Annotated in this window: 21 protein-coding genes; 11 read left to right on the forward strand and 10 right to left on the reverse strand. The window is 36.9% G+C overall.

Annotated features, from left to right (window positions below; translation table 11 throughout):
* Positions 1-9: 9 nt before the first annotated feature.
* Both ACFYKX_RS21180 and ACFYKX_RS21185 read right to left on the reverse strand, forming a co-directional pair.
* Positions 10-1,161: a hypothetical protein gene (locus tag ACFYKX_RS21180; RefSeq protein ID WP_389363342.1), complete on the reverse strand. Its 1,152-nt coding sequence runs from the start codon at positions 1,159-1,161 to the stop codon at positions 10-12.
* Complete coding sequence (locus ACFYKX_RS21185) at positions 1,154-1,720, reverse strand: sigma-70 family RNA polymerase sigma factor (protein WP_389363344.1); 567 nt, start codon at positions 1,718-1,720, stop codon at positions 1,154-1,156. Before ACFYKX_RS21185 ends, ACFYKX_RS21180 begins: the two co-directional genes overlap by 8 nt.
* Before the next feature lie 268 nt (positions 1,721-1,988).
* On the opposite strand from ACFYKX_RS21185, the gene ACFYKX_RS21190 reads away from it, so the two are divergent.
* Positions 1,989-2,495: a GrpB family protein gene (locus ACFYKX_RS21190; protein ID WP_389363346.1), complete on the forward strand. Its 507-nt coding sequence runs from the start codon at positions 1,989-1,991 to the stop codon at positions 2,493-2,495.
* A 368-nt stretch (positions 2,496-2,863) separates the two neighbouring features.
* Positions 2,864-3,673: an adenosylmethionine decarboxylase gene (gene speD, locus ACFYKX_RS21195; RefSeq protein WP_389363348.1), complete on the forward strand. Its 810-nt coding sequence runs from the start codon at positions 2,864-2,866 to the stop codon at positions 3,671-3,673.
* A 70-nt stretch (positions 3,674-3,743) separates the two neighbouring features.
* On the opposite strand, the gene ACFYKX_RS21200 is transcribed toward speD, so the two are convergent.
* Positions 3,744-5,600, reverse strand: coding sequence for an LTA synthase family protein (locus ACFYKX_RS21200; RefSeq protein WP_389363350.1), 1,857 nt, complete (start codon positions 5,598-5,600; stop codon positions 3,744-3,746).
* Positions 5,601-5,889: 289 nt separating this feature from the next.
* Positions 5,890-6,576: a response regulator transcription factor gene (locus ACFYKX_RS21205; RefSeq protein WP_389363352.1), complete on the reverse strand. Its 687-nt coding sequence runs from the start codon at positions 6,574-6,576 to the stop codon at positions 5,890-5,892.
* Positions 6,577-6,744: 168 nt separating this feature from the next.
* On the opposite strand from ACFYKX_RS21205, the gene ACFYKX_RS21210 reads away from it, so the two are divergent.
* From ACFYKX_RS21210 to ACFYKX_RS21230, 5 genes are all read left to right on the forward strand, one after another.
* Positions 6,745-7,635 (forward strand): R2-like ligand-binding oxidase, encoded by an 891-nt coding sequence (locus ACFYKX_RS21210; protein WP_389363354.1) that lies wholly within the window; start codon positions 6,745-6,747, stop codon positions 7,633-7,635.
* A gap of 30 nt (positions 7,636-7,665) precedes the next feature.
* A complete protein-coding gene (locus tag ACFYKX_RS21215) occupies positions 7,666-9,192 on the forward strand; it encodes an aldehyde dehydrogenase family protein (protein ID WP_389363356.1) in 1,527 nt (508 codons plus the stop codon).
* Positions 9,193-10,332: 1,140 nt separating this feature from the next.
* On the forward strand, positions 10,333-11,544 hold the full coding sequence (locus tag ACFYKX_RS21220; protein ID WP_389363358.1) for an iron-containing alcohol dehydrogenase: 1,212 nt from the start codon (positions 10,333-10,335) through the stop codon (positions 11,542-11,544).
* Between the two features lie 128 nt (positions 11,545-11,672).
* Complete coding sequence (locus tag ACFYKX_RS21225) at positions 11,673-12,296, forward strand: NUDIX hydrolase (protein ID WP_389363360.1); 624 nt, start codon at positions 11,673-11,675, stop codon at positions 12,294-12,296.
* A gap of 10 nt (positions 12,297-12,306) precedes the next feature.
* Positions 12,307-13,227 (forward strand): Gfo/Idh/MocA family protein, encoded by a 921-nt coding sequence (locus ACFYKX_RS21230; RefSeq protein ID WP_389363361.1) that lies wholly within the window; start codon positions 12,307-12,309, stop codon positions 13,225-13,227.
* A gap of 49 nt (positions 13,228-13,276) precedes the next feature.
* On the opposite strand, the gene ACFYKX_RS21235 is transcribed toward ACFYKX_RS21230, so the two are convergent.
* Positions 13,277-14,104, reverse strand: coding sequence for an aldo/keto reductase (locus ACFYKX_RS21235; protein ID WP_389363363.1), 828 nt, complete (start codon positions 14,102-14,104; stop codon positions 13,277-13,279).
* Positions 14,105-14,460: 356 nt separating this feature from the next.
* Between ACFYKX_RS21235 and ACFYKX_RS21240 the strand changes: the two genes are divergently transcribed.
* Positions 14,461-15,450: a Gfo/Idh/MocA family protein gene (locus ACFYKX_RS21240; RefSeq protein WP_389363365.1), complete on the forward strand. Its 990-nt coding sequence runs from the start codon at positions 14,461-14,463 to the stop codon at positions 15,448-15,450.
* A 40-nt stretch (positions 15,451-15,490) separates the two neighbouring features.
* Here the strand turns inward: ACFYKX_RS21240 and bioB are convergent, their stop codons facing one another.
* The 5 genes from bioB to ACFYKX_RS21265 form a co-directional block, all read right to left on the reverse strand.
* Positions 15,491-16,483, reverse strand: a complete 993-nt coding sequence (bioB, locus tag ACFYKX_RS21245; protein WP_389363367.1) for a biotin synthase BioB — start codon at positions 16,481-16,483, stop codon at positions 15,491-15,493.
* Between the two features lie 21 nt (positions 16,484-16,504).
* Positions 16,505-17,101, reverse strand: coding sequence for a biotin transporter BioY (locus ACFYKX_RS21250; RefSeq protein ID WP_389363369.1), 597 nt, complete (start codon positions 17,099-17,101; stop codon positions 16,505-16,507).
* A gap of 167 nt (positions 17,102-17,268) precedes the next feature.
* Positions 17,269-17,994, reverse strand: coding sequence for a DUF421 domain-containing protein (locus ACFYKX_RS21255; RefSeq protein ID WP_389363371.1), 726 nt, complete (start codon positions 17,992-17,994; stop codon positions 17,269-17,271).
* A 390-nt stretch (positions 17,995-18,384) separates the two neighbouring features.
* Entirely contained in the window at positions 18,385-19,020 is a 636-nt protein-coding gene (locus ACFYKX_RS21260; protein WP_389363373.1) for a spore coat protein, read from the reverse strand.
* A gap of 153 nt (positions 19,021-19,173) precedes the next feature.
* Positions 19,174-19,776 carry a DNA-3-methyladenine glycosylase gene (locus tag ACFYKX_RS21265; RefSeq protein ID WP_389363469.1) on the reverse strand — a complete coding sequence of 201 codons (603 nt, stop codon included), beginning with the start codon at positions 19,774-19,776 and terminating at the stop codon, positions 19,174-19,176.
* A gap of 191 nt (positions 19,777-19,967) precedes the next feature.
* Between ACFYKX_RS21265 and proC the strand changes: the two genes are divergently transcribed.
* The 3 genes from proC (at position 19,968) to ACFYKX_RS21280 (ending at position 22,433) form a co-directional block, all read left to right on the forward strand.
* Complete coding sequence (gene proC, locus ACFYKX_RS21270) at positions 19,968-20,777, forward strand: pyrroline-5-carboxylate reductase (RefSeq protein ID WP_389363375.1); 810 nt, start codon at positions 19,968-19,970, stop codon at positions 20,775-20,777.
* A gap of 166 nt (positions 20,778-20,943) precedes the next feature.
* Complete coding sequence (locus ACFYKX_RS21275) at positions 20,944-21,489, forward strand: helix-turn-helix domain-containing protein (RefSeq protein ID WP_389363377.1); 546 nt, start codon at positions 20,944-20,946, stop codon at positions 21,487-21,489.
* 2 nt (positions 21,490-21,491) lie between these two features.
* Positions 21,492-22,433 (forward strand): alpha/beta hydrolase family protein, encoded by a 942-nt coding sequence (locus ACFYKX_RS21280; RefSeq protein WP_389363379.1) that lies wholly within the window; start codon positions 21,492-21,494, stop codon positions 22,431-22,433.
* Positions 22,434-22,667: the final 234 nt, after the last annotated feature.

Genomic DNA, 22,667 nt, shown 5'->3' on the forward strand with positions numbered 1-22,667 from the left:
CTATTTCTATTATTGAATTGGCATCCAATTGACTCGCCAGATACCTCTAGAATTTTTTGATAATCCGAATCCAAGGCCCTCTTCCCCAGAAGAGATTGATACTCCAGCTTCTTTTTCATTAATAATTCTTTCTTCTAACTGACTCCGTTTTACTTTATCAAGCAACGTCTCACCCTGTACAGGAACCGGTGGATTCATGACTGCGTCCAAATAATCCTCATATGTTGGAAACACTTTAATATATTGCTCATCATCTATAAACAATGCATACTGTGTTTCATAATCTTCAATCTCCTCAGCATAGAAGTATAATTGGAATACTTTAGCAGGAGATAGACCGGCTAAAACACCATCATTCTTAGATTCTGCAAACTGTGAATATATATTTTGTAAGTCTTCAGGCAAGATAAGCTTATTATTGTTATCTTTCAGAATCTCAAATGGTGTTGCAATAATATCATTGTCTTCTTCTGGTAACATCACTTCTTTTACCCCAACCTCATCAGGTATCGTTTGTCCTTTTATAAAAGTAGCCTTATATGAATCAACTTTTAATGTAATGTTTGGTATATTCACTTCTCCATTAATTCCAAATATTTTTCGCACATATTCTTGATCCTCAGAAGAAAGAGCTAAGTCGGGATAATACCCATCGAGAACGGGAAGTGAATTTAAAGATAATTGATCAGGTAAAAACAACAGCTTTCCTGGATACTTTTCATGAGTCTCATCATGATACTTAAGTGTGCCAGTTATTTGGGCACCACCTTTAAACTCTGCTGATAATAATCCTAATTTTTCAGGTTCCTTTCCTTCATAAGGCTCTTTACTTACAAGTTCCCATCCGTTTAACATTTCTCCAACAGAAAGGTTTGGATAAAAACTCTGTAAATCTCGTTCTAATCTTGTTGTGTCTTCACCAGCATTTCCTCCGATTAGACCAAGTTGCGTTCCTGCAATGCCTCCGACTAATAAAACTGATCCAGCTAACACGGCAGCAGTTAACGTTTTAGGGATAATATTGCGTTTCTTTTTATGTGAAGTTACCGATTTATTTTTAATTCGGTTTAACACTTGTTGTTTTTCAAACTCTGAAAAAACGGCTTCTTTTGGCATGGTGTTGTTCATTGCTTCTTTAACTTGTCTATTTAGCCTATCCATGCTGCTCACCTCTATCTACATTCGAATAAAGTTTCTTAACTTTTTCCTGTCCTCTATACAGTCGAGTTTTAACGGTGGACACAGGAATTTTTAATGTTTCGGCAATCTCCTGCAAGGAAAGATCTTGATAATAATGCAGGAGGAACACTTCCCTGTATTTCACTGGTAATGACCATATAATACTGAGTAATTCACTGTTTTCAGCGTCCTCTACCATCTTTGCTTCAGGACTTTTTTCAGTGTCCTTTTTAAAAAAGAACACTTTCTCATTCATGACCATATTTCGGTGGTGCCAGCTTTTTAAATAGTCCTTACTTCTATTAACTGCAATGGTAAATATCCACGTTTTAAAGGATGAACGTCTTTGGAACGTATCTAATTTTTCGTAGACGGTGATAAACACCTCTTGTGTGAGGTCGCTGGCAATACCCCAGTCCTTCACATATGAGTAGATAAGTCTTTTGAGAGTAGTACCGTATTCATCCATAATGATCTCAAGAGCAATACTCCGGTCAACAGTGGATGCTATCTGTTGTTCTATTTGATTTTCACGGCTCACTTTTTCGAAGCCTCCTTATATTCCATTAAGTAGCAATTAATTTATAAATAAACTTATAGAGTTATTTAAAGGTTTTTAGCAAAGCTCCTAGGCACTTTGCTTTTTAATTCTGACATATAGACGAAACGATAATTGTAATAGCTTCATTTTTTATAAAAAATTTAATTTATTTAAAAAACTGAACGGAATTATTGAACTGATGTAATAGAAAGCTTAAAATTCTTTATGCCTTATAAATCATTTTAATATTTTTACAGGGGGTAGGACGATGCTTGGATTGCCAAAGGGTCAGGTTTTTTTGATGCCGTGGACTGAGGAGTGGGAAAAACAGTTTTTGATGGAAAAGGAACGAATTCTAGATAGGTTAAATGAGAAGGTTCTTATCCATCATATCGGAAGCACGTCCATTAAAAACTTAAGTGCTAAACCCATTATCGATATTGCTATTGAAATAGAACACTACGAAGACGGCGTTAAGTTTATTTCTCCTTTAGAGCAACTAGGCTACACTTTCATAGAGGACGTGTTGCCTGAGCGCTATTATTTTAATAAAGGGGAACCTCGGACTCACCAAATTCATATGTTTCAAAAAGGTAACAACTATTTAAAGGAACACTTAGCATTTCGAGATTATCTTAGAACTAATGCAAAAGCTCGGATAGAATACGAAGAACTTAAAGTAAAGCTATCACAATTAAATAGTAATGATAAGTTCAAATACACAGAAAATAAAACGGATTTTGTAAGATCTATTCTAGATAAAATAAATCTCTAAGTATTAGTACGTAATTTTGTGATTAGGAAGCATTTTTGGTAACTAAGAAAGCTACTTAGTTGCTGAATTTGGTTTCCGTAGACATTTTAGGTAGTAACATGGCGTGTTAATACCTAAATTTTGAATAAAGTAAGATATTTAGTATCAATACTCCATATTAAGACCATTTTTTGCTTAGTACAGCTATTTTTTGAACTAAACCAATCCGCCTCACATCTAGCCCAGTAAATCAGTGTGCAACTCTAAGAACAGTCTGTTATTTCTAAGGAAATTTTTTCATATTGTAATCTAAACGCATATATTCCAGTAATTCAATAACACTAATGGTATTGGAAGATTTTACTTTAGTAAAAAGGGGATCTTAAAAAATGGAACTAACACCGAAACAAATTATTGAATTGCACGGATTTAATAATCTTACGAAATCATTAAGTTTTAATATGTATGATATTTGTTATACAAAATCAAAGGAAGAGCGCGAAGCTTATTTAAATTACATAGATGAACAGTATAATGCAGATCGATTAACAAAAATCTTGACGAATGTAACTGAAATGATTGGTGCAAATATTTTAAGCGTAGCAAAACAGGATTATGTTCCTCAAGGGGCTAGCGTAACAATCTTGGTTTCTGAAGGTCCTGTTGATGAATCACCAGTTGAGGCGTTTGAAGAATCTCCGGGGCCTATCCCTGGGTCAGTCATTGCACAACTGGATAAGAGTCATATTACCGTTCATACGTATCCTGAATCACATCCAGATGAAGGAATTAGTACGTTTCGTGCTGACATTGACGTTTCCACTTGTGGTGAAATCTCGCCGTTAAAAGCATTGAACTACTTAATTCATTCTTTTGAAACAGATGTAATGACGATTGACTATAAAGTTCGCGGATTTACAAGAGATGTAACGGGGCATAAGCTTTTTATTGATCATGAAATTAACTCGATTCAAAACTATATACCAGATGATGTTCAAGAGCTGTACGATATGATTGATGTGAATGTCTACCAAGAAAATATCTTCCACACAAAATGTAAGCTAAAACAATTTGACTTAAATAATTATCTTTTTAAGCATACAAAAAGCGATCTTTCAGAGGAAGAACAAGTGATTATAACGAAGAAGTTAAAAGAGGAAATGGATGAAATTTTCTACGGCAAAAATATGATCCATTGAATTTCCTTAAGTCCCAACCTAGTTGGGGCTTTTGTTTATAAGAAAAAGCTACACAAGTGTGCAGCTTTCCTTACTTATCTTGATTGCTAAATCTTAAAAGGTCCCCGTAAATGATCTTATCCGAGTAGTTTAAATCATTTACCGCTTGTTCTTTGTAAGGCTCACAGTGACTCATGTTCACCACTTCCTTTGTGTCTTTCTTAAAACAAGTTTCCTTTGTAAATAGGTAGTCTTCCGTTACAAAGCTCCCGTCTCTTAGGACTACAAAGTCTTTAGAATCTTTTGCAAATAAGTCAGTTCCAAATTGTATATCTCTTTTGGACGTAATGCCTAATAAATGCAATAAAGTGGGTCTTAAATCAATCTGCCCTGAGATGTTGGATATGGTTTCTCCTTTCATTCCAGGAATGTGAATAATTAAAGGGACTTTTTGGAGCTGAACCTCTTCAAAACGAGTAATCGGTTCTCCAAGGAATTGTTCCATTGCTTTGTTATGATTCGCTGAAATTCCATAATGGTCTCCATAAATGACAATAATGGAATCATCATATAATCCTTCCTTTTTTAAATCCTCAATAAATAGTTTAATCGCCTCATCCGTGTACCTTACCGTTGGAAAGTAACGGTTTAAAACCTCACTTCCAGAGTTAAATTCATCAATAAAGCGATCTTCTTCATTTAATTCGAATGGAAAATGGTTGGTTAAGGTAATTAATTTTGTATAAAAAGGTGGGGACAGCTCTTTTAAATAGTCGATCGATTGATCGAAGAAATCAATATCTTTCATTCCCCAACCGACAGAGTTTTGTCCTGAGATGTTATAGTTTGACATGGAGAAAAACTCATGATAACCAAAATTTTTGTACATGAGGTCCCGATTCCAGAAGCTTTTATTATTGGCGTGAAGACTCGCTGTATGATAGCCATTTTCTACTAATTTCTTTGTCATGGTCTGGTAACTGTTATTTACATGTGTGAAGAATACAGCCCCACTCCCTAAGGGGTACATGGAATTATCTAATAGAAACTCAGAATCTGAGGTCTTCCCTTGACCAGTTTGATGATAAAACTGATCAAAATAATAGCTTTCCTTAATAAAATGATTCAGAAATGGTGTAATTTCCTCTCCGTTAATGGTCTTTCCGATGACAAAGCTTTGAGTAGACTCCATTGAAATGATGATAAGGTTCTTTCCCTTGCCTACACCGAAAAAGTCGGGGTTGGGCTGTTTATAACGAGCATGTGTATAATTTTTGATTGTTGACAAATCATCCCCATTTGCTAAAGCCCTTTGTGCAACCGTTTTTGTGTGCAAAAAGATATCATATATATGGAAATAATAAGCACCGATGTTTTTAATTAACATTTCTCGATCAAACGTTCTAGTTAGCAATTGGGGACGTTGGGTCTCAGCAAGGGAGAGATTTAAAAATCCTAAACCAATGGCAAAGTAGCATAGTGTTTTAAATTTGAGTTTTTTTACAAGGTAAACAAGTGTTAGTTTTTTAGGTTTTAGTAAGGCCAATAGAAAAAGCAGGATTACATCAAGGAAAAAGAAAACATCTGTCCAATGTATTAATTCGAAGATACTTGAGGATAGGCTACCAAGATTATTGGTTTGTTTTAAAAGTGGGATTGTAATGAGGTCATGAAATTCTCGATAGTATACTGCGTTTAAGTAGAGGATTATAGAAATAACTAAGCTTATGGATAAAGTATAGATTTTTTGTAATTTCTTATTTAATACCAAACCTACACCTAATACGAGTACTAAAAAACTAAGTGGATTGATGAATAAGATTAATTCTTGGAGAAAGTTCTCTATCCTAAGATTAAAGTGGAATTTGTAAGCAATATAAGACTTTAACCACAAAAATAGTATAGCTACTAGGGGAAGGTTAATCGCTAATTTTTGATTATTGCTCATCCAATTCCTCCTAAAAGATGTTGATAAGACTGCTCTGTGTTGTGACTATTAGGAAGTATTTGAGGTAGCAACTAATTTAATGTAAAGTGTATGTTACCATAGATAGCTGTCAATTTCCATTAATATCCGTTTGCAAAGGTTTACAAGGCTATTTTCTATATAACTTTTTATTAACAATCTTCGTTAAAAAGTTTATTAACGCACACCAGAGGATAAAGAGAGTGTTTAGTAAGATTAAAGTAAAAAAGATATGTAGAGGGTGTCTACACATCTTTTAATAATAAAATCTTCAGCATATAATGCCATTTCTTATAGCAATGGCGACTGCTTCTGTTCTTGTCCTAGCACCAAGCTTCCGGACTGCTGCACTAATATAATCCCTTGCTGTAAATTCACTAATTTCCATGGTTCCTGCCATTTCCTTTATGCTATGTCCATTTGATAAATTTTGAAGTACTTCGATTTCCCTTTTACTTAGAGAATGTTGATGATTGGGAAGGAGAGTATTGCCTTCAACGGACAATTGAAAGTAGCGATTGATGGTTTGGATCATTTTTTTGTTTAAAGGACCTTGACCTGTGTATTTGTCAATCAGGACACATCCGATGACTGCTTTGAGAAAACTTATTGGAATGATTAACAGAGATGTTAATTGAAACTGTTCAACGTATTTTTGAGGGAAATTTTCTTTGGTGGGTTCGATATGAATATAGTTTGGAATATTTTGAGTTACAGCTTGATATACAGGTAATATTTTTCTTACATCTTCTTTGATCGATTGAATAGGGTACAGTTGACCACGATCGATTTGTACGAGTCCTTCTCCCATATAGGTAAGAGGGGAATATGTAAAAAATGATGCTCTTTCAAAAGGAAAAAAATTAGTAAATCCTCGAATAATTAACTCTGCCTTGTATAAAGGGTCATCTACGTTTTTCATATCATTTATGTAATTAAACACTTTGACATCCAACATCCGACATTTCTCACCCCTATATTTTCAGATATTTTAATCTAGCACTAATTCCTTTAGAGTAAATGTAAGCCCTTACATTGTTATGTTTACATAATACTGAATTTTCAAAAAACACTAATACCATTATACAATTTGGGCATCTAAAATTCAATTAGTGAGGTGGGTTAAATGGACAGAAGAACGATTTTAACAACAAGTTCAAGAGGTCTATTAGTAGAATCATTGCCTTTTAAGTTATACCAAAAAGCGAAAAAATTCGGAGTTTGGAACCCAGCTGACATTGATTTCTCACAAGATGTTGAAGATTGGAAAAAACTACAGCCAGAGCAAAGGGAGGATATTCTAAGGTTAATCTCACAGTTTCAAGCAGGTGAAGAGGCGGTTACTTTAGATTTATTACCTTTAATCATGGCGATTGCTAAAGAAGGCAGATTGGAAGAAGAAATGTATTTAACTACTTTCTTGTTTGAAGAGGCAAAGCATACGGAGTTTTTCCGACTTCTATTAAATGCACTTGGGGAAACGGGGGATTTATCCGTTTATCACACCGAAACCTATAAGACTATCTTTTATGATATTTTGCCAGCGGCGATGGATCGCCTAATGGATGATCAATCTCCAGAGGCTATTGCAGAGGCATCTACCGTATATAACATGTTCGTAGAAGGAGTATTAGCTGAAACTGGATACTTTTCTTTCTACGAAGCACTAGAAAAACAAGGGATTATGCCTGGATTGTTAAAAGGAATTGGGCTTCTCAAGAGAGATGAATCAAGACATATTGGGTACGGAACATTCCTCCTTCAACGTTTAATATGTGAGCATCCGCACTTATTTGATTTAGTAGCTCAAAAGATGGAGACGTTAACTCCATACGCTTTCCAACTAAACCAAGAAGGTGTCGTTAACGATAAGAATAGACTTGGGGCTCCAATTGAAGAAGTCATGGAGTTTACTACTAGGCAGTTAACAGTCAGAATGGAAATTTTAGCAAGAGCAAGGGGTAAAAAGATGGAAGAGATTTATAGACTATCAGAAACAGAAGTTGGCGTACTATAAAATTCGAGTTTTAAAGGGAGGAAGTAAATCATGTCAGTTAATGTGGAAGTAAAAACATTTCCTTTGTTTATTAACGGAAAATGGGAGCCGTCCAGTAGTGGAGAAACCTTTGATGTGAAAAACCCTGCTACCGGTGAATTAGTGGCTAAGGTAGCTAAAGGAAATAAAGAAGATGTAGATAGAGCTGTCCAAGCTGCAAGTGATGCTTTTGAAAACAGCGGTTGGCGCGATATGAAACCGAAGGATCGTGCAAAAGTATTAAACGGAATTGCCTATCAAATTGTCGCGAATGCAGAGGAGTTAGCTTATTTAGAGGTTATTAGTTCAGGTGGAACGTTAAGACGCGTTACGTCCAGTGATATTTTACAAATGGCTGATTTGTTTCAACAACTAGCTAAGTTTGTAGTCGATTACCCATTCTCAGAAACGTTACCGTCTCCGCCATTCCCAGGACCAGCACATAATTTTATATGGCGTGAACCGATTGGTGTGTGTGCAGCCATTACTCCTTGGAACTTACCGATGGTCATTGCAACATGGAAGATTGCTCCTGCACTAGCGATGGGCAATACGATTGTTATTAAACCAGCAAGCTACACACCATTGTCTACTTTAAAACTAGCGGAACTAATTTCTGCTGTCGTACCTCCTGGAGTCATCAATGTCGTTACAGGTTCTGGTACGGAAGTGGGTGAACCTCTAGCTCAACATCCGAAAGTAGATAAAATTGCATTCACTGGTTCAACGGAGGTTGGCCGTAAGATTATGGGGTTAGCTGCAGGTACCGTTAAAAATACGACTCTTGAATTAGGAGGGAAGTCACCAAATATTTTACTAGAAGATGCCGATTTAAATATTGCTCTTCCTGGTAGCTTATTTGGGGTATTCCTACACTCAGGTCAACTATGTGAATCAGGTACACGTCTATTTGTTCCTGACAAACTTCATGATCAAGTAGTAGAAGGGCTTGTAGCGTTAACAGCTAAATTAAAATTAGGAAATCCGTTAGATATCGCCACGGATGTTGGACCAGTTATCTCTAAACAACAGCGTGACACAATCCTTTCATATATTGAAGCTGGTAAGAATGAAGGTGCTACTCTAGTTTGTGGTGGAAAAGAAGTAACCGTACCAGGATGTGAAGGCGGTCATTTTATCGAACCGACCATTTTTACCAATGTTAAGAACGATATGAAGATTGCTCAGGAAGAAATTTTCGGACCTGTTCTATCGGTTATTCGCTATTCGGATGTAGAAGAAGCTATTAGACTCGCAAATGATACGATTTATGGATTAGCTGCGGGAGTATGGACGAAAGACGTTAACAAAGCTTATGACGTTGCAAGACAACTTCGTGCTGGTGTGGTATGGATTAATGATTGGCACTTGCTTCGTAACGACGCTCCATTTGGTGGATACAAGCAAAGTGGGATCGGACGTGAAATGGGCAAACATTCTTTAGATGCCTATACCCAACTTAAGCATGTACACACATCTATGGCTCCAGAACTTGAGCAACGGAAATGGTATCAGATTTTATTCTCGAACGTGGAATAAATAAGTAGCCTCATTCTTTCCGCGAAAACCCCTTAATGAAGAAGTCGTGTGAAGAACTGTCTTCATTCGTACTTACAAGTACTTGATAAGGATGAAATTGGGAAGTGATCTTACCGTGAAGTGCCCGAAAAGAGTTTAGTCGCGGTAAGCAAAAGGGGCAATCGAGCCGCGAAGTGTTCAATAACAGTAAAATCGCGGTAAGCAAAAGCGCCATTCGTGCCGCGAAGTATTCGATAATAGTAAAACCGAGGTAAGAAAGGTCACTATTCGAGCCGCGAAGTGTTCTAAAAGAGTAAAATCGCGGTAAGCAAGGTCACTATTCGAGCCGCGAAGTGTTCTAAAAGAGTAAAATCGCGGTAAGCAAGAGCGCCATTCGAGCCGCGAAGTGTTCTAAAAGAGTAAAATCGCGGTAAGCAAAAGCGCCATTCGAGCCGCGAAGTATTCGATAATAGTAAAACCGCGGTAAGAAAGGTCACTATTCGAGCCGCGAAGTGTTCTAAAAGAGTAAAATCGCGGTAAGCAAAAGCGCCATTCGAGCCGCGAAGTATTCTATAATAGTAAAACCGCGGTAAGAAAGGTCACTATTCGAGCCGCGAAGTGTTCTAAAAGAGTAAAATCGCGGTAAGCAAAAGCGCCATTCGTGCCGCGAAGTATTCAATAATAGTAAAACCGCGGTAAGAAAGGTCACCAATCGAGCCGCGAAGTGTTCTAAAAGAGTAAAATCGTGGTAAGCAAAAGCGCCATTCGTGCCGCGAAGTATTCGATAATAGTAAAACCGCGGTAAGAAAGGTCACCAATCGAGCCGCGAAGTGTTCTAAAAGAGTAAAACCGCGGTAGGAAAGGTCACCAATCGAGCCGCGAAGTGTTCTAAAAGAGTAAAATCGCGGTAAGCAAAAGCGCCATTCGAGCCGCGAAGTATTCGATAATAGTAAAACCGCGGTAAGAAAGGTTACCAATCGAGCCGCGAAGGGTTCTAAAAAAGTAAAATCGCGGTAAGCAAAAGCGCCATTCGTGCCGCGTAACGTTCGAAAAGAGCAAATCATGACGAGGAAAGTGGTACACACAGTTACGTCAATTAACTTCTTTGCAGATGATAGATGCCTTCCTTCTTTTATAAAAAACGTTAAAGAGGTGGAAATTATGATGAAAACAAGTCTTTCCCAATTTATGCTCCGTACTGGAATATATAGTGGCTCGAACTCCCGCGCGATGATTCCTGATCTTTTTAGAGGACTTGGCGCAAAAAGAGTAGTTTTATTTAGTGATAGAGGACTTGAAAAAGCAGGTGTAGTTGAGAAGGTTGCTCAAATCTTTGATTTGACTCCACATGGCGTCGGACCGGAACTTGTGGGTGTATACTTAGATATTAATCAAGATGCTGAAAGTGAGTGCGTTAACAAGGCAACAAAATATGCTAGAGAAGTAGGAGCAGATGCGCTTTTAGCAGTGGGAGGCGGTAGTGTCCTTGATGCTGTAAAGGGTGTAAAATACTCATTATTTAAAGGGCTCACGGACATTAAGGAAGCCATTCCTGGTGGATTTCTATACGAGCAATTCCCTGAAGCAACGTATATGCCAATCCCACATATTTCTGTTCCAACGACGGCTGGGACTGGATCAGAGGTCTCACCAATTGCGGTAATCTATAATGAGGAAATTCATATGAAGACAAACATTATTAATCCATTCATTAGTGCAGACATGGCTGTGTTAGATCCGGACTTAACAGTAGGATTACCTCCATTCATTACTGCATTTACAGGATTTGATGCACTAACGCATGCAATCGAGGCACTTGCATCTCCAAAGGCGACGTCATTAACAGATTCATTCGCTTTACAGTCTATTAGATTAATAGAGAAGTATTTACCAGCAGCCGTAGAGAATGGATCTGATGTAGAAGCTAGAATGGAAATGCTTCAAGCAAGTTTAATGGGGATTACCGGGTTTAGCTTTGCCCTAAATGCGATTCCGGTTCATAACTTTGCACATGCATACGGCGCTTTGTTCCGTATTCCTCATGGCTTGGCGAATGCAGTGTTCCTACCTGTAGTGATGGAGTGCATCCCAGATTTATATCTGCCTAAAGCGAAGGAACTAGCCGAGGCATTAAATGTAGATGTAAAGAGCGATGATCCGAAAGTGCTGTTAGCTGGCGCAATTGAAAAGATTCGTCTCCTTCAATACAAACTTGGGCTTCCAAGTGATTTTGCAGCCTACAATATAGGTGAGGAACACTTGGATGTAACGATTCAAGCAGTAGCCGGTGATCCAGCGGCTGTATCGTTCCCGATGCCGAAAGAGCTGATTCGAGCTATTGGTGAGAGAGTGGTACCGGTAGTAGTAAAATAATTCATAACAATAAAGAACGCCAAATCTTTTTATATAAAGGGTTTGGCGTCTTTTTTACTGTCTAAGCTGATATAATAAAACTACTAGTTTGAACCGTAAAAGTTTTTAAGAAGGTAAGGTGAATTTTTTTGCAGATTGAGAACATCATTTCTAAGTTTAAAAACCGATCTCCTGTTATTTTAGGGAGTGAGAGTTTTTCTAAATATGCCGTTCTTTTACCTCTTCTATATAAAAACGAAGAAATCCATATTTTATTTGAGGTTAGGTCTCTACAGTTGAGAAGACAGCCGGGTGAAATTTGTTTTCCAGGGGGAAGAGTTGATAAAACGGATGAAGATGAAATGGAGACAGCTGTACGTGAAACATCCGAGGAGCTACAATTAGACAGGGAGCTCATTAAAAATGTGTATCCTTTAGATTTTATGGTTACACCTTTTGGAACGATGATTTATCCTTTTGTCGGGGTGATTACCGAACCGGAGAACATTGTTCCGAATCCAGCAGAGGTGGGTGAAGTGTTTACTGTGCCACTTTCCTACTTTTTGGAGAATAGCCCTGATACGTATGAAATTAACTTTAAGCTCGAGCCGGAATCCAACTTCCCTTTTGACCAAATAGCTGGGGGAGAAGACTATAACTGGCAAACTCGAAAAATGATGGAGCATTTTTACTATTATGATGACAAGGTTATTTGGGGATTAACGGCTAGAATTCTTGGTCACTTTATAGAGGTAATAAAACAAACAGAGTAGGGGGAAATGTATGACAAAGCTTAAAGTTGGAATGATTGGTTTGGGGAGTATTGCTCAAAAGGCATATTTACCCATCCTCTCAAGTAATGAAAATTGGAATTTTGTTGGGGCTTACACACCGAATGAGGAAAAACGTCATTCCATTTGTAATCAATATCGAATTCGTCCTTTTAGTAATATAAAAAATCTAATGGATGAATGCGATTCTGTTTTTGTTCATAGTTCTACGTCTACTCATTATGAAATTGTTAGCGAGCTTTTGAAGAATGGGAAGGATGTATATGTGGATAAACCACTAGCTGAATCTATAGAAGAAGCGGAAAAGCTAGTGGATTTGAGTCTAACTTATAAAAGAAAACTAATGGTTGGCTTTAATCGTCGGTTTGCTCCACTATACATAGAGGCCAGAAAACTAATGGACAATATCGCTTGGACAAGAATCGAAAAGCATCGGATAAACGACATCTCTAATTGTGATTATCGTGTAACCATGCTTGACGACTATATCCATGTTGTCGACCTAGCACGTTGGATAGGGGGAGATGGTACCAAGCTACAAACAGGAATCATCAACGCTAACCCTGAAGATCAATTAATCTATACTCAACATGCTTTCAATATGGAAGAGGGTAAACAGATATTTACAGGAATGCATCGAAATGCAGGTACAGGGCTTGAGGTATTTGAACTAGTAGGAGAGAACCGGATTGTTAGAGTAAAGGACCTACAAATGTTGGAAGTGGAAGAGAACGGGGAGCTAATAACCAAAACATTAGGTTCTTGGGATACCATTCTACAAGGAAAAGGGTTCGTTGGTGCAGTGCATCATTTTATTGAATCCGTGCTAGGTGATACTGAACCTATGGTGAATGGTCAAGAAGGGCTAAAAACGCAGAAGTTAATGGAGGAAATGTTTAATCTTAAACATTAATGAAAAGAGGGTTGCCCTGGGTATACCCGGACAACCCGTACATTCAAATTTAGAAATCAAAATTATCTGGATCAGGACCAATTCGCTCATTTTTATTTAGAGCGTTTAATCGGTCCATATCATCTTGAGATAGCTCAAAATTAAAGATATCTGCATTTTCAATGATGCGATGTTCTTTAATAGATTTTGGAATGGTCACTACTTCATTTTGTAAATCCCAGCGTAAAATAATTTGTGCTGGTGATTTCTTATGCTTTTCAGCAATTTCCACAATCGTTGGCTCGTCTAAAAGCACACCTTGTTTTAGAGGAGACCAGGCTTCTAGTTGAATTCCTTCCTTTTTACAGAAATCATGAAGTTCTAGTTGAGCTAGGTGAGGATGGTATTCTACCTGGTTTACCATTGGTTTAATTTCAGCAACACTTAATAAATCTTCTAGATGATGTACGTGAAAATTACTTACTCCGATGGCACGGACACGTCCGTCTTTATATAACTTCTCAAGTGCCTTCCAAGTGTCTTTCGATTTTTCTTTAGGCCAATGAATTAAATATAAATCTAAATAGTCTAAGCCGAGCTTGTTTAGGCTTGTTTCAAACGCTTCAAGCGTAGATTCATACCCCTGGTCACTATTCCACACTTTAGTCGTGATAAATAATTCTTCACGAGGGACGCCGGCTTCCTTTATTGCTTGGCCAACGCCTTCTTCATTCTTATATACGGCAGCAGTATCAATACTCTTATAGCCGTTCTTAATTGCCGCTTTTACAGATTCTACAACCTCGGACCCTTCTTTTACTTTAAAAACGCCTAAACCAAACCAAGGCATTTCTACTCCATTATGTAGCTTTACTGTATCTTGTAAATTCTTTGGCATAAGGTAACCTCCTATGTGGAAATTCATTTTACAACAATAGTATTGTCTCATAAAAAACCTATAAATATAAAAGATAATGCTTAACATAAATTATTTAAAGGCAAAGTTAGTTATGATTTGTATTTTCTTTTTTTAAAGAATATAGTAGTTACAAGTTATTGTTAAAGGCTCTCTTCGTAAACTTTGTTGCTATTTAAATACTTTATATTGTCTTTAGACAGAGTATGATGCTGTTTTCTTTATATTGGAGAAGAAAAGACTCCATGAAGCAGCATAGAATACGTTTTAAAGACCATATAGGAATAGAAACAATTTATGTGAAAACAGCCTTGTTAAACATCAAGGAGGACTTAAATTTGATACGTTTTGGAGTCGTTGGAACCAATTGGATTACGGAAAGCTTTATTCATTCAGCGAGCGATTTACAGGATTTTAAATTGGTTGCTGTATATTCAAGGTCAGAGGAAAAGGCAGCTGAATTTGCTGCAAAGTTTGGTGTGGAAACAACGTTTACTGACTTAGAAGATATGGCAAACAGCGATAAGATAGATGCCGTCTACATTGCAAGTCCAAATGCACTTCATGCAGAACAGGCTATATTGTTTATGGACAATAAGAAGCATGTCATTTGTGAAAAGGCCATCGCATCCAATGCCTCGCAGCTAAAAGAAATGATAAAGACAGCGAAAGACAACCAAGTACTATTAATGGAAGCTTTGAAGTCTACTTTCCTTCCGAATTTTAAGGAAGTTCAAAAGAATTTACATAGAGTTGGAACAGTTCGAAGGTATTTTGCCAGCTATTGTCAATATTCCTCTCGTTATGATGCTTATAAGGAAGGTACGGTCTTAAATGCCTTTAAACCGGAGTTATCAAATGGGGCTTTGGTAGATATCGGTGTCTACTGTATTTATCCTTTAGTTGTTTTGTTCGGGAAGCCAACAGAAATTAAAGCAAGTGGACTACTGCTAGATTCTGGTGTGGATGGGGAAGGAAGTATACTGTTGAAGTACGCTGACATGGAAGCAGTCATTATGTACTCTAAAATCTCAAATTCATATATTCCTTCTGAAATACAAGGTGAAGAGGGAAGCATTGTCATAGATAAAATACACACACCAGAGAAGGTTGAACTGTACTTAAGAAATGGATGCATAGAGGATTTTTCAAAGCCTCAGAAATCTAACTCCATGTACTATGAAGCTGAAGAGTTTGTCAATTTGATTAAAAAAGGGCAATTGGAATCCAGTATTAATTCATATGAACACTCATTGTGGACAATGGAAATTATGGATGAAGTTCGAAAACAAATCGGCGTTGTTTTTCCGAGTGACAAAAATAATTAATTAAAAACCCTAACATTTGTTGTTAGGGTTTTTAAATTGTTTAGCTATTGATTGGTTCTTTTACCACATCTATTTCAAATCCTAAATCTACTAGCATTTGATGATCAGATGTACTTTCTTGGCCAGCAGTAGTTAAATAATCTCCTACAAAGATAGAGTTAGCTGGGTAGAGCCCTAGTGGCTGAAGACTACGAAGATTTACCTCGCGTCCACCAGAGATACGAATTTCCTTTGTAGGATTTACATATCTCATTAAGGCCAATACTTTTAGACAATACCTAGGATTTAACTCATTCGTTCCTTCTAAAGGAGTACCATCAATGGCATGAAGGAAATTGACAGGGATGGAATCGGCATCTAAAGCTCTTAAGCTAAATGCCATATCAATAACATCCTGCATCGTTTCCTTCATTCCAATAATAACACCTGAACATGGCGAGATTCCCTGTTCCTTAATTAACTCAACTGTGTTTAAACGATCTTGATATGTATGGGACGTAGTAATTGATTCATGGTGATTTTCAGACGTGTTAATGTTGTGGTTATAACGGTCGACCCCAGCTTCTTTTAGTAGTGCAGCTTGTTCAGGCTTTAGTAGCCCAAGGCAAGCACAAATTTTCATATTGTACTTATCTTTTATTTCTTTTACAGCTGATACAACTTGATCGATTTCTTTGTTACTTGGACCTCTACCACTTGCAACAATACAATATGTACCAACATCTAATTGGTGGGCTTGTTCCGCACCTTTTAAAATGGAGTCTTTATCAACCATTCGGTATTTTTCGATCGGAGCTGTTGAAATGCTCGACTGAGAGCAATAGCCACAGTTCTCCGGACAAAGACCTGATTTTGTGTTAATAATCATATTTAGCTTAACTTTATTCCCGTAGTGATGGTGACGAATGGTATAGGCGCCGTTTAATAGCTCTAGTAGTTCTTCGTCGGTAGAATGTAATATACTTAGAGCTTCCTCATTCGATAACGTTTTCCCATTTAAAACTTCAATAGCTAACTGCTTCCAGTTCCCCATAACATACCTCCATTTATTCTATTAAGCTACTTTTCTCAAATTCTTAAATTGTCCTTTTGATAAAACCGTTCTTTCTAATCGGAATGCCATCATACCGGCTAAAACAGCTAGAATAAGATCTTTTGGTAATGGTACTACCATCCATAGCCAAGCGACTTTATAAGTAAAATCATCTGGAGCTGCCGCCCACAGTTTATACGCGCCGTACATCCAATTTGTGCCGATTACGTAGTTTATGACCATCCCAATAATGGCAGCAAAGATAAAGGTTCCAAGCGTTTTCTTTTGTTCAATAATTTTTCCAGTTGCATAAGAAGTTAAAATAAACGAAAGAATAAAGCCGAAAGTTGGTTTAATAAGAATAGAAACTCCACCTGTAAATTGCGCAAATACAGGTACACCGACTAATCCTACTAAAGCATAAACCAACATCGCAATGGCACCTAATCGACTTCCTAGAATAGCCCCTGCTAGAATGGCAAAAAAAGTTTGTAACGTTATTGGAACTCCTCCAACAACCATGAATGGCGCTATAGATGTAATATTTGCCCCTACTGCCATAAGAGCAACGAACATCCCAGCTAATGTAATGTCAATGGTTCTAAGCTTCCCGTTCATGTATTCTCCCCCAAAAAATTATTTTACAATTTAAGAATAATAGGGGCACTCATTTAATGTCAACCATTTATTATTTTTGGTTAACTAAAGGTGAGTTAGTGATTAAGATCGCAAAATAAAAAAACTATCTAACTGTAAACTGCGTTTACCAATTAGATAGTGTGGAATTAATGTAATATTAACGGGTAGTTTGGTTTGTTTTTATCTACTTTCAGAGAAATATGAAGTTCTTTTGCTTGATTAACAGAAGCGTAAAAGACCGTCTTAGCATCTGTTATATCCTTCTTTAATAATTCTTTTTTTAGCCAAACTTCATTCAGTTCAAGAGAGGTTAATACTTTTGTATAAATAATTCCATCGATGATAACCGGCAGTTCTATACCTTTATCCGGAGACACCGAATGCAAATTTTCAACACGAGCAACCTCTTTTTCCGGCAGTAGTTTTACAGAGAGCTCTCCATTGGCTTCCACGATTCCAAGCTCAACATCTTTTACGTTAAAAACATTGTTTTCTCTAAGCATTTGAAGAACATTATCAATGGTATATTTCATTCTTTCCATATTTTCAACTTGAAATTGCCCTTTATATATAACGATCGTAGGCTCAAAGGTAAGAATTTTACCAATGGAACGATGTTTAATCTTTAGATAAGATACAAATAATTGCAGACCGCCGATAGCTATGACAGCAATCATAGTGAAAAAGTGGTTCACTTTTGGCTCCGCGATATCAGCACCAACGACAGAACCTAGAACTAAAATGACTAAAAAGTCGAATACCGGAAGTTCTCCTATTGATCTTTTTCCCATTGCGAGTGTAACGAAAAGAAGAAGTGGTAAAATGGTTACAATTCTTCCGATTACCTTCAGAAAATCAACTAGGTGTTCCACTAATCTTTTGCCTCCTATTAACCATATACATAAAGTTTGTCACCTTTTTAAGCATTTTACCCATTTATTAGTGGTTTTTATAGGTGGGATGACCGGTTTAAAATCGCTAACTTCTTAAAATTCATGCAGAATAAAGAAATCGTTGCAGGTATAGGACCTAGGTCTTACAGTAAAATAAAGCCCGAGGACGTACCGGAATCTTCTAACCTCGGGCTATGATTAATTTATTATAATAGTGGCTTACTGAGGTGAATTATTTATGAAAGTACTTAAAGTCCTATGGTTCGGGTTGATTTTTATCATCACCATTTTAGCTTTCAAAATGAAGAAAAAGAAAAGGGGGACTCCATAAAAGGGGTCCCACCAGCTTTCAGCTAGATTACTTTATAGTTATTGAATCATGTTTCCTTGTTGATTCATCGGCATCCCATTTGCTGGAGCATAAGCATTAATCATTTGCTGCATATCTTGTTGCTGTAATTGTGGAACTTGGTAGTAACCATGCTTGTTTTGGTATAAGAAAGTTTCATAAGCCATTTCAAGGTAGTTTGGAATACTATCTTGAAGAACACGTCTTACCACTGGATTCGTACACTCACCAGCTACCATCGTAGTTGTAGTAGCTAGAGACTTTGCACAGCTAAGCATTAGGCCTGATATACATTGGTCATTAAGTGCAGATACATTATTGTTTGGAGACTTAGGTTTAGACGGTGTTAAACCATATTTTACGTCGTTGGATTGATCCATTTTATAACTAGTTGTAGGGTGAGACGGATCTTGACCTGATCTAAAGCACTCTACTGTAATGTTATACGTATCTGTTATAAATTGACGTTGTCTATTAAGAATCCCCTTTAATTCAGGGTCCTTAATATGTTGCTCATACATTAAAAAGTGATCTAAAGTTCCAATTGTACCTGATAATAATTCATGAATATCGAATACCTCATGCCCACCGTGGTTCATTTGTGTTGGAATGGTTTCTGAAGTTTTCTGCATACCTTGGTTCATTTGCTGTTGCATTTCATCTACCTCCACATAGGGATTATTTTTATAAAGTAAGAACCTAGCTGCCTGAAAAAAATGTAATGGCGAGCGCCATACAATTGTATTATGGTTGTTCAAGTTTGTTATCATTCAAGAAAAAAGTAGCAAAAAAAGGTCGTATAAAAGTCCCTATAGCTCAATCTTATGTCTTGATACGAAACGGTTGTCACTTACCCAAAAACGCCATGGGTAATCTTTTGCCTCACCACTATTTTCAATGCCAACCCTTTTACCAACAGAAACTTTTTCTGGAGTAAATCCTTCTGATATTAACAAAGGTGGTTCTATAAATGAACGGCCATAATCCTCCATAGTAATCCCCAGTGCTTTTGTGAGCTTGCCAGGCCCAGAGGTTAAATTTATGATGTGATCTGTTTTCCTTCTATTTTTCATTAATTCTAGTCCACTGTAAGGCTCTAATGCTCTAATTAACACGGCCTCAGGTTCATTTATGCCAGCGCTAACTACATTTACCAAACAGTGTGTATGCATCAAATACGTATAAGCGATGCCTGGCGAGTGAAACATAACTTCAGTTCTTTTTGTTCTTCTATTGTTAAAGCTATGAGCTGCACGGTCGTTTGGGCCTTTATAAGCCTCGGTTTCAACTATATAACCAGAACTTATTCCTTCATCCGTTTGTTTAATTAAAAGACAGCCAAGAAGGGACCTTGCCAGTTGTAAAGTGGGCTGCTTATAAAAATACTCATCCTTAATTCTAGCCTCGTACATGCTTCCATCATCATTTACCATGCTGAAAAATTGCTCCATTGGTTCTCTCCTTGATTGAACATTCTCCTCTTATAGTTCCAATTTAAATAAAGAATAATGTAGAAGAACCATAATACAAAAGGACAGGATTTTAGAAAGTTAATCACTTTTTAAGTATAATGTTTTTAGGACAAATTGAAGGATGTGATCCATTGAGTTTAAAAATAGGATTTATTGGTTGCGGAAAAATGGCACAAGCCATCATTGAAGGCATATTAAAATCGGGCTATTTAACAAGTGAACAAATTAAAGCTACATCTAAAACGATTGAAACAGAAAAAAAGGTAAGAGAACGTTTTAACATTCCTTTTGGGAACACAAATCAAGAAGTTGCTGAATGGGCAGATGTATTATTTTTAGCTGTTAAGCCTGATATACATAATGAGGTAATCACAGAGATAAGAGATTATATTCGTGAAAATACAGTTATTATTACGATTGCTGCGGGGATTACGTTACATACCTTAGAGGATCTATTTGGCAAGAAAATAAAAGCCGCAAGATCGATGCCGAATACTCCTTCCCTAGTAGGTGAAGGAATGACAGCCATCTGTGTAAACGATTTTGTGAATGTCGAAGAACAGGCAGAAATTATTGACATTTTTAAAACCTTTGGAAAAGTGGAACTCGTTCAAGAAAGTCTGATGGATAGTATTCCAGCAATCAGTGGTTCATCGCCTGCTTATGTCTATATGTTTATAGAAGCATTAGCGGATGGTGGTGTGAAACAAGGGATATCCAGAGAAAAAGCCTACAAACTTGCGGCCCAGGCTGTATTAGGGGCTGCCAAAATGGTGTTAGAAACCGGGAAACACCCTGGTGAACTTAAAGATGAGGTTTGTACACCGGGTGGAGCCACAATTGAAGCTGTTTCAACACTTGAAGAAAAAGGATTAAGAGCGGCGGTTTTAGCTGCTATGGAGAGCTGTACAGTCAAAACGAAAAGTCTATCGAAAGATTAAAAACTACATAATGAATTAAAGAAGATGTGGATAAACATCTTCTATTTTTTTGGAGGGAACACACTTAGTTACCATTATGTAGAAAAATGTCGAACAAAACCCCTTTATTATTATCAAATATGATAATATAATCAAATTAGATAACGAATTTAAGGAGTAAACTTATATGAAAAAAGAAAGTAAAGCGGATGTGCTACTTCACCCTGTTCGTCTTAAAATCGTTCAAGAATTTCTTGGAAGTAAGAGCTTGACATCAAAGGATCTTTTAAAAAGACTTCCTTCTGTCCCACAAGCAACTCTATACCGTCAAATAGATAAATTAGTTCAATCGGGGATCCTAACAGTTGTTGAAGAAAATCAAGTTAGGGGAACGATTGAGAAAGTCTTTAGTTTAAATTTTGGTCAGGCAAATTTAGCTAAAGATGATTTACAAGAGACATCGAAGGAAGAACATTTAAATTATTTTATGTTATTTATTTCACAAATCCTAAAAAGCTTTGAGGAATATATAGACCAAAAAAATACGGATTTCGAGAAAGATGGTTTAGGTTATCGGCAGGTGGGCTTGTATTTAACTGACGAGGAGTTTAAACAATTTGCAGAAGATATGGGGAAAGCATTTAAGAGGGCAGTTCAAAATGAACCAACGCCAGATAGAAAAAAAAGAGTGGTATCAACCATCATTATTCCTGATAGAAAAGAGGAGAGGTAAAAATGGTAGAAAAGTTTGTATCGTTTAACAGTGAGTATTTATTGAAAGGAACGTTAACGGTTCCTGAGGAGTCTAAAGAGAAGTTCCCTGGATTACTTATTATCAGTGGAAGTGGGCAAGGTGATCGTGATGGCAATGTAAAGGGAATCGAAATTAATGTATATAAAGAATTAGCAGAATTCTTTACTAGCTTAGGATTTGTTACTTTAAGATATGATAAAAGGGGTACTCATGAAAGTGAAGGAGATTACCATGAAACAGGTGTATGGGATCTAATTGATGATGCAACAGCGGCTGTAAGATTTCTAAAGGAACAGCCTCAAGTTGATCCGAACAATATTGTGATTCTGGGGCATAGTGAAGGGGCTATTATCGCACCTGCCGTCCATAAGAAAGAAGAGGTTAATGCTCTAATTTTATTAGCAGGATTTTTTGGACCTTCAAAAGAGATGCTTTCTGTTCAAAATACCATGGCGCAAAAAGAAGTCGAAGAGGCAAAAGGCTTTAAAGGGTTTTTGTTTAGAATATTAAAAGTTTCGGACAAATTGAAGAAGAACCAGGAAGAAATGCTAAGCAAGGTTATGAGTTCCGATGAACCAGTTATTAAGTATAAGGGAACAAAATTAAACGCAAAGTGGATGAGAGAAAGCCAAGAATTTAATGGATTAGAACAATTAAATGGCGTTAACATTCCGGTCCTTGCAGTTACAGGGGATAAAGATGTTCAAGTCCCACCAACTGATGTAAAAAATATTGAAGGGGTAGTAAAGGGGGATGCAGAATGGCACATTGTCCCTAATATGAACCATTTACTAAGAAAGTATGAACAGAATCATACTATATTAGGATTAATGAAGGAGTATAAGACTCTTGTTGGTCAACCTACAGACCCTGACTTAATCCGTATCCTAAAAAACTGGGTTACTAAGCACATTCAAAAATAAATATTTCATAACAGCAGGGATAAGATCCTCTCAAGCCAATTAAGAGAGTTCTTATCCCTTTTTCATGTAGCCTTTTTCACGACTATATCTTCATTAAACAAAGTTGTTACTACTGAAGCACTTTTTAGAAACCATAGATAAAAACCAAATAATTGAATATATTTACCATTCATCAAACTTTGTCAAATCTTGTCTAAAGTGATGTTAGGGTTTAAAATTAAGTTGTAAATTTAT

Origin of the sequence: Cytobacillus spartinae (assembly GCF_042865285.1) — a bacterium.
Lineage (GTDB): Bacteria > Bacillota > Bacilli > Bacillales > Cytobacillaceae > Robertmurraya_A > Robertmurraya_A spartinae.